We start from the raw sequence: 12,181 nt of genomic DNA on the forward strand, positions 1-12,181 counted from the left end.
ATTCAGGGTTGGCGGGCTTCGTCCGGCACGCTGTCGAGCATCAGCCCGCCAGTATCGGTGCCGCCCAGTACCACATAGGCACTGCTGCAGAACAAAGAGTTCAACCGTTTCATGTCGGCGATGAGCTCCAAGTGTAGCGAACTGGTCTCGATACTCTGCACCACTTTACGTTGCAGGCGGCTGACATGGGCGTGGGCCAGGCGCCGCTCCTGGGCGCGGAAGCGGCGCTTTTCCCGCAGCAACTGACGCGCGCTTTCCGGGTCGGCCGTGAGAAACACCGACAAGCCCAGGCGCAGGTTGGCCAGCAGTTGCTCCTGCAGGCCGGTCAGTTCTTCCAGGCCGACCTGCGAGAATTCCCGGCGCTGCGAGGTCTTCTGCTGCTGCACCTTGCGCAGCATGCGCTCGATCAGGTCACTGGCCAGCTTGAGGTTGATCGCCAGCTCGATGATTTCGGCCCAGCGCCGGTTGTCCTGGTCGCCAAGGTCTTCGCGCGGCATCTGCGCCAGGTACAGCTTGATGGCGTTGTACAGGGCCTCGGCGTCCTCGCTCAAGGCCCGCACCTGTTGCGGCATGGCGGCCTGGGTGCCACGCAGGGCACTGAGCATGGCGCCCAGCAGGCTGTCGACGATGTCGCCCAGGCGCAGGGTTTCACGCACGGCATTGGCCAGGGCCAGTGTGGGGGTGGTCAGGGCGGTCGGGTCGAGGTGGCGGGGTTGATGATGGCCATTGCCACTCTCCCGCTCGGGCAGCAGGCTATCGCATACGCGGCCCATGAGCTTGGTCGTGGGCAGCATGAGCAGGCAGCGCAGGGTGTTGTAGAGCAGGTGGAAGCCGATCACCAGCTCCTGCGGGCTGAAGCTCAGGCTGTCCATCCACTCCACCAGCGGGTGCAGCACCGGAATGATCAGCACCAGGCCGATCATCTTGTACAGCAGGCTGCCCAGCGCCACCCGCCGCCCGGCGCTGTTCTGCAGGCTGGTGGTGAGGAAGGCGAGCAGGCCACTGCCGATGTTGGCGCCGATCACCAGGCCGATGGCCACCGGCAGGCTGATCACCTCGGCCCCGGCCAGGGTGGCGGTGAGCAGCACGGCGGCGAGGCTGGAGTAGGAGATCATCGCGAACAGTGCGCCAACCAGGGCATCGAGCAGGATGTCGCCGGTCAGCGAAGCGAACAGCACCTTCACCCCCTGGGCGTGGGTGATGGGGGCGGCGGCGTGCACGATCAGCTGCAGTGCCAGGATGATCAGGCCCAGGCCGATGCCCACCCGGCCGAGCTGGCCGGCGCGGGTCTGCTTGCGCGAAAGAAAGAAGATGACCCCGAGGAAGATCAGCAGCGGCGACAGCCAGGACAGGTCGAAGGTCAGCACTCGGGCCATCAGCGCCGTCCCGACGTCGGCCCCGAGCATGATCGCCAGGGCCGGGGTCATGGCCATCAGCCCTTGGCCGACGAACGAGGTGACCAGCATGGCGGTGGCGTTGCTGCTCTGCACCATGGCGGTCACGAGGATGCCGGCGACGAATGCCAGCGGGCGCTTGTTCATGTTCTGGCTCAGCACCCGGCGCAGGTTCGCGCCGAATACCCGCAGGATGCCGGTACGCACGATGTGCGTGCCCCAGACCAGCAGGGCGACGGCGGATAGCAGGTTGAGCAGGGTCAGCATGTTCGGGGCCCCCTTCTGTCTTGTGCCCCAGCGCGGGACCAATGGGTGGAGCGGCGAGCCTGGCCCGGGGGTGGGCGGTTTTTTCAGTGCTCACTGAAGCTTTAGTTGTTTTGCGCGGCAGGTGCCAGCTTGGCATGGCCGAAACATATTTGAAACCTGTAGGAGCAAATGACAGAGGGCCCCGAAGGGCCCTCTGTCTTGCTGCGCTGCCCGATCTTACTGACCCGGAATATCCTTGCGCAGTTTCACCGGGTCATGCTCCTTGCCCTTTTTACGCGCCATCGCCGTGCGCATGCGGATGTTGATCGCCTCCACCGCCAGCGAGAAGGCCATGGCGAAGTACACATAGCCTTTCGGTACATGCACGTCGAACGATTCGGCGATCAGCACGGTACCGACGACGATCAGGAACGAAAGCGCGAGCATCTTCAGCGAAGGGTGCTTGTCGATGAAGTCGCTGATGGTGCCGGCGCAGAGCATCATCACCAGCACCGCGACGATGATCGCGGCGATCATCACCGGCACGTGGGAGACCATGCCCACGGCGGTGATCACCGAGTCCAGGGAGAACACGATGTCGATGATGGCGATCTGGATGATGGTGTAGAAGAACTTGCCACCCGCGCCTTTTGGCTCGTCCGCGCTTTCGTCCTCGCCTTCCAGGCCGTGGTAGATCTCCTGGGAGCTTTTCCACAGCAGGAACAGGCCGCCGAAGAACAGGATCAGGTCCCGCCCGGAGATGCCCTGGCCCAGCACATGGAACAGGTCGTCGGTCAGGCGCATGACCCAGGTGATCGACAGCAGCAGCATGATCCGCGTGACCATGGCCAGGGCCAGGCCGAAGATCCGCGTACGCGGTTGCATGTGCTTGGGCATGCGGCTGACCAGGATCGAGATCATGATGATGTTGTCGATCCCGAGCACGATCTCAAGAGCCGTGAGGGTGAAAAAGGCAACCCAGATTTCCGGGCTGGTCAGCCATTCCATGTGTATTCCTTCGAGCGGTAAAGGCAAAGCGCCCGGGCATTGGGCGCTTTGCGGTGGAGTGATGCGGTTGTCTCAGAGTGTGCTGAACAGCGGGAACGTCCCCAGGGCCAGCGCGCCGAACATTATGCACAGGCACACCAGCACTGCCCACTTGAGGGTGAAGCGCTGATGGTCGCCGAACTCGATGCCGGCCAGGGCCACCAGCAGGTAGGTGGAGGGTACCAGCGGGCTGAGCAGGTGTACCGGCTGCCCGACGATCGACGCACGGGCCATTTCCACCGGGGTGACGCCATAGTGGCTGGCGAACTCCGACAGCACCGGCAGTACGCCGTAGTAGAAGGCGTCGTTGGACATGAAGAAGGTGAACGGCATGCTGACGATGGCGGTGATCACCGCCATGTACGGGCCGAACGCCTCCGGAATCACCGCCAGCAGGCTCTTGGACATGGCGTCGACCATGCCGGTGCCTGACAGGATGCCGGTGAAGATGCCCGCAGCGAAGATCAGCCCGCTGACGGCCAGCACGCTGGAGGCGTGGGCGGCGATACGGTCCTTCTGCTGTTGCAGGCACGGGTAGTTGACGATCATGGCGATACTGAAGGCGATCATGAACAGCACCGGCAGCGGCAGCAGGCCGGCAATCAGTGCGACCATCAACGCCGCAGTCAGGGCGCCGTTGAACCAGATCAGTTTCGGGCGGCGGGCCTCAGGGAACTGCGACACGCTGATTTCGCTGTGGTCGATGTCGTCGGTCGGCAGGTGCAGCTCGCCGAGGCGGGCGCGCTCGCGCTTGCCGTACCAGTAGGCGATGGCCAGGATCGCCGCCACACCAAAGGCCATGGCCGGGATCATCGGCACGAAGATGTCCGACGGGTCCACGTGCAGGGCGCTGGCGGCGCGAGCGGTGGGGCCGCCCCACGGGGTCATGTTCATCACCCCGCCGGCGAGGATGATCAGGCCGGCCATGATCCGCGGGCTCATCCCCAGGCGGCTGTAAAGCGGCAGCATGGCGGCGCAGCAGATCATGTAGGTGGTGGCGCCGTCACCGTCGAGGGACACCACCAGGGCCAGCACGGCGGTGCCGACCGACACTTTCAGCGGGTCGCCCTTGACCAGCTTGAGGATCTTGCGCACGGCCGGGTCGAACAGGCCGGAGTCGATCATCAGGGCGAAATACAGAATGGCGAACATCAGCATCACGCCGGTGGGCGCGAGTTTGCTGATGCCTTCGAGCATCATTGGGCCGATCTTGGCGGAAAAGCCGCCGAACAGGGCGAACAGGATCGGTACCAGGATCAGGGCGATCAAGGCCGACAGGCGCTTGGTCATGATCAGGTACATGAAAGTGATGACCATGGCGAAGCCGAGGAAGGTCAGCATGGCGGTACTCCAGGCGTGGCGCGGCGAAAGGAAGGACGATTCGGGCGGATCAGCGCGTCAGGCGCTGCGCGAGGAGCAGGCGGAGGGGTACTGCGAAAAGGCGGGCACAGGAAAACATCAGAATCACCATTGTTGTTGTTGATTGGGCCGGGCGCGGAAGTTTCCGGGGGCCCTGGCTGACCGGTCTGCTGCCGGTGGTGGCGCTATCCTATGTGGGCAAGCTTTCAGCCAGCTTTCGCCAGGTACGAGGCGACGGGAGGTCGATTCGATGTCGAATGTCGAGGAAGGCGGCTGCCATTGCGGCGCGCTGCGGTACCGATTGGAGGGTGAGCTGGGCGATGTCGCCCATTGCCATTGCTCGATCTGCCGGCGGGTCAGTGGTGGCACTCTGGTGACCTGGGTCAGCGTGCCCCTTGAGGGCTTCCAGTGGTTATCGGGGTCGCCGCAGCGCTATGTGGCACCCGCCAGCTGCAGCCGGTATTTCTGTGGGCTTTGTGGCGCGCATGTGGCATTGGTGACCACTCTCAGCCCGCAGACCATCGATGTGACGGTGGCGACGCTGGATCATCCGGAACGGGTGCGGCCGAACCGGCATATCTGGGTGGGTAGCCGGTTGCCGTGGTTGAAGGTGGATGACGGGTTGCCTGCGGAGGACGAAGAGCACCTGTAACGTCGCTGTCTGTGTCCCGTACTTCCCTGTAGGAGCGGCTTTAGCCGCGATCACCCGCCAAGCGGGTGCTGGACCGCGGTGTCCGCTTCGCGGCTGAAGCCGCTCCTACAGGGGGCCGGTGCGATTCAACATCAAGGTAGCTGCAGGCCCCCGGCGGCCTTGTGCAGCGCCCGCAGGTGCTCGCCCACCTGCTTGATATTGGCTTCCACCGCCTTGATTTCCCGGCCCCGCTCCGGCCCCAGCAGCGCCCTCACCTGCTGGTCCAGGTCGGTGCTCAGGCGCAGCAGCTGTGCCTGGCGCTCGCTGCTCACCTGCTCCAGCTGCTTGCGCTCTTCAGGTTGTGGCAAGCCATAGCCACCGGCCCCCAGCAACTCAGCCGGGCGGCTGAGGAAGCCGCTGTTGGCCAGCATCGCCTGCAGGGTTTCGTTGGCCTTGTCGAAGCTACCGTCCTTGAGCGCACGGCCATTCAGGTAGCGTTGCTTGACCTCGTCCTGGGCCAGCAACAGCTGGCGCCGCAGACTGGCCTGCTCGAGCAGCAGCAAGGCGGCGCTGGTGCGCAGGTCGGCGCGGTCGAACCACTGCCTGCGTTGTTCGGCGTCCAGTGCCAGCCAGTCTTCCACGGCGGCCTGCTTGATCGGCAAGTGCTTGCGCAGCACATCGAACATGGCCTGGTAGCGGTCGCGGTAGGAGTCGAAGCGATAACCCAGGCGCAACGCCTCCCGAGGGTCGTCCAGCACACTGGTGTCGGCCAGCCCCCTACCCTTCATGACCTCGAGCAGGCCATTGGGCATGATGCTGTCCAGGTCGTTGAAGCGGGGGTTGCCGGTGCCGCTGCGCAGCAGCTTCAGCGATTCCACCGCGCAGTTGTTGGACAGGAAGTAGTAATTGCCGTCGTAGCTCCAGTGCATCTCGGCGGCCTGGCGCACCAGGTTCTCGATTTCATCGCGGTTGAGCTTGATCGGTACCGAGGCCAGGCTGCGCAGTTCGGTCTTGGTGTACTCGTCGATCACCTGCCCCAGCGGCAGCACGAACAGGCGCGAGGGGTAGGCGCCGACCAGGCCATCCCAGCTGGACAGTTGCACATCGTTGACGAAGGCGCGGTACGACAGCACCAGGTGCTGGTCGAGGTCGAGCCGGCATGCTGGGCCACGGGGGCGGCCGGGGGCGCAGATCACCAGGCGCAGCATGCTGTGGCCCCAGCGGCTGACCCAGTTCTGGTTGGCTTCGGCGAGCAGGTAGTCGACTTCGTAGACGCGCTCCGGGTCGATCTCGCCGAGCGGCTGGCGGGCGAAGTCGTTGCCAGCGTTGAGGAACGGCAGGCCTTTGGCGCATGCGTCTTGTCGCGGCGCCCAGCCGAAGTGGTCGCGCAGGTACTGGTTCAGTGCCGGGCGGCGGCAGCCATAGCTGGGGTCTAGTAGAAAGTACTCCATGTTGACCGCAATGAACTCTTTCGGGCTGCTCAGCTCGTAGCTGTCAGGGCTGCGCACGAGTTGACCGTTGTGCTGCTCGCGCTCGCCACGGCGGCCGACGTATTGCGGCCAACCGGCCAGGTCGAGCAGGCGCGGGTCGTCACTCAAGGTGAAGCGGCGTTCTGCCTGGCCTCGGCAGTCTTCCGGCAGACCTATCTTGCCGAGCGCGCCCTGCTGGCGCTTGCAGCGCGAGATCACCTGGCGCTCGGGCGCCGGCCACAGGCGGGCGCGGTCGTAGATGTGGGTCAGTTCATGCAGGACCGTGGCCAGCAGTTCTTCGCGAACCGTGCCGTGGGGGCGATTGGTCTTCTCGCGGGCAGCGCTGCCGTCGGCAAGGCTTGGCAGCAGGCGGCGATTGAGGTCCAGCGTGGCGACCGGCGAAGCCTGGCCGTAGGCGTCCTCGGGCATGCGCTCGCTCCAGCTGACCAGGATGCGGCGGTCCAGCTGTTGCTTGAAACGCGGTGGCAGCTTGGCCATGGCTTCGTCGAGCAGCGCCTGGCTGGCCTGTTGTTGATGTGGGTCGAGGCCGTCCGCCTGCAGCACCAGTTGCAGGTCGGCCAGGGCGGGCGTGCCGAGCAGCGTCAGGACGCAGCCGAGCAGCCAGGCACGCGCGCGCTTCACAGGGCGAGGATGGCTTCGGCCAGGACCTGGTCGCTGGCGTCGCGTGCTTCAGGCACGCGGGCGCGCAGGGTGCCGAAGGCGGCTTCGAGTTGGGCGCCGCGGATATCGCCGTTGCTGGCGACGAAGCTGGCGGCGTCGTCATGGGCTTCGCGCACGACCTTCGAGTCGCGGATCGAGGTGGTGGTGTCGGAGGTGAAGTCGATCGAACGGCCGAAGGCACGGACGATGATGTTGCTGGTGGCCACCAGGGTGTGGGCCTGGGCAAGGTCGGCCAGTAGCAGCATGCCGAGGGTGGCGGCGATCAGCGGTTTACGCATGGAGCATCTCCGGGAATACGAGGAGTGGTGTGGTTATTGGACGAGAATCGCTTCGGCCAGTTCAAGGTCGCCGACGGAGTGCCGCGAGCAGCCCTGGCGCAGTGTGTTGAGCGCCGCCTGCAGGCGGGCTCCGCGGATCAGGCCGTCACTGGCGACGAAGGCTGCGGCATCGTCTCGAGCGCCTGCGACCAGCTTGCGGTCGAAGGGCGCGCTGGTTACCTGGCTGGTGACGAAGCCGGTCAGGAACGGTGCCTGGGTGGTGGCGTCCATGGCATGGGCGCTTCCCACGCCGGCGAGGGCGAACAGCAAGGGCAACAGATAACGCATGGGCTTTCTGGGGCGATGATCTCGGGCTGTGAAGGCTACTCCGGATTCCCTGGGCAGGGCCAGTGAATCCGGGTGTGGAGCCGGCTCTATCAGAGGGCGAGGATGGCGCGTGCCAGTTGTGCGTCGCTGGCTTGCAGCTCGGGCAGTTGCTGGCGGATGTGCATGAATGCGCTTTCCAGCTTGGCGCCGCGGATCGCGCCTTCGCTGCCGACGAAGCTGGCGGCGTCGTCGCGGGCGGCCTGGACGATCTTGTCGTCACGGAACGACGAGGAAATGTCGGACGTGGCGTCGGTGGTGGCAGCGACGGCGCCCACCACGGCATCGGTGGTGACGACGAAGCTGGTGGCATTGGCTGCGCCGGCACAGGCCAGCAACAGGGCGGCGCCAAACAGATGATTACGGGACATGGTCGAGGGACTCCTGCACAGGGGCTGGGTGGATCTGCTTATCGGACGCTGCCTGGGTTCGTCGCGGTACGTTTTCTTCCAGGCGTGTAGGACAAGCGTAACACGCCGTGGTTCTGCCGCTCGGGGCGGAGAAACATCACAATTCGTAACTGTACTTGCCGATATTTGTTAATGCAAAACTGTTATGGTTTCTGTTGTGACGCGTCTAATACGGGCCATACAAACAGAAAACCCGTCGCAGTTGCCTGCGACGGGTTCTTCTGAATTCGCGGTGCCGACGCCGGTCGGCGACCGAAGCTTAGCGCCAGAACGGCTTGCTCAGCTCTTCGTAGCGCTGCGACTCGCTGATACCAGCGTCGGCCAGCAGGCGCGAGTCCAGGCGCGCCAGTTGGCGGCGGCTGGCCATGCGGCGCTGCCACAGTACCAGAGTGGACAGGACGCGCAGCGGCAGGGGGGCGTTAGAGGCTTGGGCGTTTTCGAAAACCAGGTCGGAACTGAGGGTACGTTCCATGATGTGTCATCCTTCCGCTTGTGGCGGCATTAGGGAGTGATTTAACTGGTGCCCATCTTCCTCCTCTGTTGTCCATAACAGTAGATACAGTTCTGCTGTAATACGATGGCTCAGTTAACTGTGTAACCCTACTGTTACACTCGAAAGTGACGTAACTGTACTGGTCTGCACGATAATGGTGCGTTTCTTGATGAAATGAGGAAGTTGCGCGGCAGGAAGGGTGACTTTTACCAGTACAGTAGAACAGTTTTTAATGTTTGCTGCGGCCTCTGTAGGAGCGGCTTTAGCCGCGATTACCCCGCGAAGGTGTTGCCTGCATCGCGGCTAAAGCCGCTCCTACAGTATTCATGACGCGGGGCAGGTCTTGGCCTGCCCCGCGATGGATGCACCTGGTGGATCAACCGACGAGCATGCGCCCGGTCTCTTCCAGGTTCTCGTGCCAGCTCAAGGCCTCGCGCAGGATGTGCGGGGTATGGCCGCCGCGCTGGCAGGCGCGCTCGAAGTAGTCGTTCAGCGCGGCGCGGTAGTCTGGGTGCACGCAGTTGTCGATGATCACCCGGGCGCGCTCGCGCGGCGCCAGGCCACGCAGGTCCGCCAGGCCCACCTCGGTCACCAGGATGTCCACGTCATGCTCGGTGTGGTCGACGTGGCTGACCATCGGCACCACGCTGGAAATCGCGCCGCCCTTGGCGATCGACTTGGTGACGAAGATCGCCAGGTGGGCGTTGCGGGCGAAGTCGCCCGAGCCACCGATGCCGTTCATCATCTTGGTGCCGCAGACGTGGGTCGAGTTGACGTTGCCATAGATGTCGAACTCCAGCGCCGTGTTGATGCCGATGATCCCCAGGCGACGCACCACTTCAGGGTGGTTGGAGATCTCCTGCGGGCGCAGCACCAGCTTATCCTTGTAGCGCTCCAGGTTGCCGAACACATCGGCGTTGCGGCGGCTCGACAGGGTGATCGAACTGCCCGAGGCGAAGCTCAGCTTGCCAGCGTCGATCAGGTCGAAGGTCGAGTCCTGCAGCACTTCGGAGTACATGGTCAGGTTTTCGAACGGCGACTCGATCAGGCCGCACATCACCGCGTTGGCGATGCTGCCGATGCCGGCCTGCAGCGGGCCGAGGTTGTTGCTCATGCGGCCGGCGTCCACTTCGCCCTTGAGGAAGGCGATCAGGTGGTCGGCGATGCCCTGGGTCTCGTGGTCGGGCGGCAGCACGGTGGACGGCGAGTCCGGCTGGTCGCTGATGACGATACCGACGATCTTGGCCGGGTCGATCGGGATGGCGGTGCTGCCGATGCGGTCGTCGACCTTCACCAGCGGGATCGGGGTGCGGGTCGGGCGGTAGGTCGGGATATAGATGTCGTGCAGGCCTTCGAGGTTGGCGTTGTGCGACAGGTTGATCTCGACGATGACCTGCTTGGCGAAGATCGCGAAGCTGGCCGAGTTGCCGACGGAAGTGGTCGGCACGATGTGGCCCTGTTCGGTGATCGCCACCGCTTCGATGACCGCGATATCCGGCAGGGTGAGCTGTTTGTTGCGCAACTGCTCGACGGTTTCCGACAGGTGCTGGTCGATGAACATCACCTTGCCGTCGTTGATGGCCTTGCGCAGGGTGCTGTCGACCTGGAACGGCATGCGCCGCGCCAGCACGCCGGCTTCGGTCAGTTGCTTGTCCAGGTCGTTGCCCAGGCTGGCGCCGGTCATCAGGCTGATCTTCAGCGGCGACTGTTTGGCGCGCTCGGCCAGTGCATGGGGCACGGCCTTGGCTTCGCCGGCGCGGGTGAAACCGCTCATGCCGACGGTCATGCCGTCCTGGATCAGGCCAGCGGCATCAGCCGCACTCATTACCTTGCTGTGCAGGGAGGACAAGCGGATACGATCACGGTACATGGATTGTTATCTCGGGCTACTGAGGCTACTGGAAGCGCAGTCTAGAGATTTCGCCTGGTGCCGTCCCGCGACCATGGTCGTAGGCGAAGGCCGGAAATAGAGCCGTTGATCTGGATCAAGCAAACGAAAAGGCCCCCGGGAATATCTCCCGGGGGCCTTATGCGCTTCTATATATAGAAGGGCTGATCAGTCCACCGCCTTGACCATGTCCTCGATGACCTTCTTCGCATCACCGAACACCATCATGGTCTTGTCCAGGTAGAACAGTTCGTTGTCCAGGCCGGCGTAACCGCTGGCCATGGAGCGCTTGTTGACGATGATGGTCTTGGCCTTGAAGGCTTCGAGGATCGGCATGCCGGCGATCGGCGACTTCGGATCGTTCTTCGCCGCCGGGTTGACCACGTCGTTGGCGCCCAGCACCAGCACCACGTCGGCCTGGCCGAACTCGGCGTTGATGTCTTCCATCTCGAACACCTGGTCGTACGGCACCTCGGCCTCGGCCAGCAGCACGTTCATGTGCCCGGGCATGCGCCCCGCCACCGGGTGGATCGCGTACTTCACGGTCACACCGTTGTGGGTCAGCTTCTCGGTCAGCTCCTTGAGCGCGTGCTGGGCGCGGGCCACCGCCAGGCCGTAGCCGGGGACGATGATCACGCTGTCGGCGTTGCTCAGCAGGAAGGTGGCGTCGTCTGCCGAGCCGGACTTCACCGGGCGCTGCTCCTTCGAACCCTGTGCCGCACCGGCATCGGTATCGCCGCCGAAGCCACCGAGGATGACGTTGAAGAACGAGCGGTTCATCGCCTTGCACATGATGTACGAGAGGATCGCACCGCTGGAGCCCACCAGGGAACCGGCGATGATCAACATCGAGTTGTTCAGCGAGAAGCCGATACCGGCCGCTGCCCAGCCCGAATAACTGTTGAGCATCGACACCACCACCGGCATGTCGGCGCCGCCGATCGGGATGATGATCAGCACGCCCATGACGAAGGCCAGGGCCAGCATCAAGATGAAGGCGCTGTAGTGGCCGGTGAAGGTGAACAGCAGCCCCAGGGCGATGGTCGCCAGGCCCAGGATCAGGTTCAGCTTGTGCTGGCCGGCGAACTGTACCGGTGCGCCCTGGAACAGGCGGAACTTGTACTTGCCCGACAGCTTGCCGAAGGCGATCACCGAACCCGAGAAGGTGATGGCACCGATGGCCGCGCCCAGGAACAGCTCCAGGCGGTTACCGGTGGGGATCGGGTCGCTGATGCTGGCGACGATGCCCAGCGATTGCGGCTCGAGCACCGCGGCGATGGCAATGAACACCGCCGCCAGGCCGATCATGCTGTGCATGAAGGCGACCAGCTCGGGCATCTTGGTCATCTCGACGCGCTTGGCCATGATCGAGCCGGCGCTGCCGCCGACCAGCAGGCCGACGATCACATAGCCGATGCCGGCGGTAGCCAGTTCGGCGCCGAGCTTGTAGATGAGCCCGACCGTGGTGAGGATCGCGATCCCCATGCCGATCATGCCGAACAGGTTGCCGCGGCGTGAGGTGGTCGGGTGGGAGAGGCCCTTGAGCGCCTGGATGAAGCAGATCGAGGCGACCAGGTACAGAAGCGTTACCAGATTCATGCTCATGCTTACTTCTGCGCCTCGTTCTTGGTTTTCTTCTTGAACATTTCCAGCATGCGGCGGGTGACCAGGAAGCCACCGAATACGTTGACCGCGGCCAGCGCCACGGCCAGGGTGCCCATCACCTTGCCGGCCGGGGTGACGGTCAGCGCGGCGGCCAGCATGGCGCCGACGATGACGATCGCGGAGATGGCATTGGTGACCGCCATCAGCGGCGTGTGCAGGGCTGGGGTGACGTTCCACACCACGTGGTAGCCCACGTAGATGGCCAGCACGAAGATGATCAGGTTGTAGATCCCGTGGGAAATCAGCATGTCTTCCAT

At 64.1% G+C, this 12,181-nt stretch carries 12 protein-coding genes; 1 reads left to right on the forward strand and 11 read right to left on the reverse strand.

Annotated features, from left to right (window positions below; genetic code table 11):
• Positions 1-2: 2 nt before the first annotated feature.
• The 3 genes from JYG34_RS00520 to JYG34_RS00530 form a co-directional block, all read right to left on the reverse strand.
• Entirely contained in the window at positions 3-1,661 is a 1,659-nt protein-coding gene (locus JYG34_RS00520; RefSeq protein WP_213659061.1) for a Na/Pi cotransporter family protein, read from the reverse strand.
• A gap of 216 nt (positions 1,662-1,877) precedes the next feature.
• On the reverse strand, positions 1,878-2,648 hold the full coding sequence (locus tag JYG34_RS00525; RefSeq protein WP_213659062.1) for a TerC family protein: 771 nt from the start codon (positions 2,646-2,648) through the stop codon (positions 1,878-1,880).
• A gap of 72 nt (positions 2,649-2,720) precedes the next feature.
• On the reverse strand, positions 2,721-4,028 hold the full coding sequence (locus tag JYG34_RS00530) for a CitMHS family transporter (RefSeq protein ID WP_213659063.1): 1,308 nt from the start codon (positions 4,026-4,028) through the stop codon (positions 2,721-2,723).
• A gap of 268 nt (positions 4,029-4,296) precedes the next feature.
• Between JYG34_RS00530 and JYG34_RS00535 the strand changes: the two genes are divergently transcribed.
• Complete coding sequence (locus JYG34_RS00535) at positions 4,297-4,698, forward strand: GFA family protein (protein ID WP_213659064.1); 402 nt, start codon at positions 4,297-4,299, stop codon at positions 4,696-4,698.
• A gap of 131 nt (positions 4,699-4,829) precedes the next feature.
• Here JYG34_RS00535 and JYG34_RS00540 read toward each other — a convergent pair whose 3' ends face one another.
• The 8 genes from JYG34_RS00540 to JYG34_RS00575 all read right to left on the reverse strand — a co-directional run bounded on the left by JYG34_RS00540 (position 4,830) and on the right by JYG34_RS00575 (position 12,181).
• Positions 4,830-6,788: a DUF4105 domain-containing protein gene (locus tag JYG34_RS00540; protein ID WP_213659065.1), complete on the reverse strand. Its 1,959-nt coding sequence runs from the start codon at positions 6,786-6,788 to the stop codon at positions 4,830-4,832.
• Entirely contained in the window at positions 6,785-7,105 is a 321-nt protein-coding gene (locus tag JYG34_RS00545) for a DUF2388 domain-containing protein (RefSeq protein WP_134689020.1), read from the reverse strand. The genes JYG34_RS00540 and JYG34_RS00545 overlap by 4 nt, the downstream gene beginning before the upstream one ends.
• A gap of 33 nt (positions 7,106-7,138) precedes the next feature.
• The gene (locus JYG34_RS00550; RefSeq protein ID WP_213659066.1) at positions 7,139-7,432 is read right to left on the reverse strand and encodes a DUF2388 domain-containing protein; all 294 of its coding nucleotides are present in this window, start codon (positions 7,430-7,432) and stop codon (positions 7,139-7,141) included.
• 89 nt (positions 7,433-7,521) lie between these two features.
• Entirely contained in the window at positions 7,522-7,839 is a 318-nt protein-coding gene (locus JYG34_RS00555) for a DUF2388 domain-containing protein (protein WP_213659067.1), read from the reverse strand.
• 298 nt (positions 7,840-8,137) lie between these two features.
• The gene (locus tag JYG34_RS00560) at positions 8,138-8,350 is read right to left on the reverse strand and encodes a DUF1127 domain-containing protein (RefSeq protein ID WP_213659068.1); all 213 of its coding nucleotides are present in this window, start codon (positions 8,348-8,350) and stop codon (positions 8,138-8,140) included.
• Positions 8,351-8,747: 397 nt separating this feature from the next.
• The gene (locus JYG34_RS00565) at positions 8,748-10,241 is read right to left on the reverse strand and encodes an acetyl-CoA hydrolase/transferase family protein (RefSeq protein WP_011531562.1); all 1,494 of its coding nucleotides are present in this window, start codon (positions 10,239-10,241) and stop codon (positions 8,748-8,750) included.
• A gap of 186 nt (positions 10,242-10,427) precedes the next feature.
• Positions 10,428-11,864, reverse strand: coding sequence for an NAD(P)(+) transhydrogenase (Re/Si-specific) subunit beta (locus JYG34_RS00570; RefSeq protein ID WP_213659069.1), 1,437 nt, complete (start codon positions 11,862-11,864; stop codon positions 10,428-10,430).
• A 2-nt stretch (positions 11,865-11,866) separates the two neighbouring features.
• Positions 11,867-12,181 carry an NAD(P) transhydrogenase subunit alpha gene (locus JYG34_RS00575; protein ID WP_008097413.1) on the reverse strand — a complete coding sequence of 105 codons (315 nt, stop codon included), beginning with the start codon at positions 12,179-12,181 and terminating at the stop codon, positions 11,867-11,869.

Origin of the sequence: Pseudomonas entomophila (assembly GCF_018417595.1) — a bacterium.
Taxonomy (GTDB): domain Bacteria; phylum Pseudomonadota; class Gammaproteobacteria; order Pseudomonadales; family Pseudomonadaceae; genus Aquipseudomonas; species Aquipseudomonas entomophila_C.